1 protein-coding gene is annotated in these 322 nt (G+C 58.4%); it reads left to right on the top strand.

Annotated features, from left to right (window positions below):
- Nucleotides 1–21: 21 nt before the first annotated feature.
- Nucleotides 22–322 (top strand): carbamoyltransferase N-terminal domain-containing protein (locus HWY30_RS40960; protein ID WP_341809969.1); only part of this gene is annotated, 301 nt, incomplete at its 3' end.

Below are 322 nucleotides of genomic sequence, written 5' to 3'. Positions count from 1 at the left end.
CCTTATAAAAGCTATCCTCACGTGTCAGGCCATGTGGCCTCCGCGTACTGCACCAGTCCCTTTGCCCAAAGCGGGCAACCTGCATTCTGTTTGGTGTGGGATGGTGGCATCGTCCCACGCCTCTATCATGTAGAACGCCACCACGCCCGCCATGTTGACTGCCTGTTCCCCGTGATAGGTCACATCTACGCTGCGGCGGGTCATCACTTTGGTCCTTATAAGAAGCCGGGCGGCGCCCGGTGGGATCTGGGTGTGGCCGGCAAGCTGATGGCTTACATCGCGCTGGGCTCCGTTGACGAAGATATCGTTGAGGTATTTCGCG

This window comes from Paraburkholderia tuberum STM678, assembly GCF_902833905.1.
GTDB lineage: Bacteria > Pseudomonadota > Gammaproteobacteria > Burkholderiales > Burkholderiaceae > Paraburkholderia > Paraburkholderia tuberum.
The sequence above is the reverse complement of the archived record's forward strand: the minus strand, read 5'-3'. Positions and strand labels throughout refer to the sequence as shown.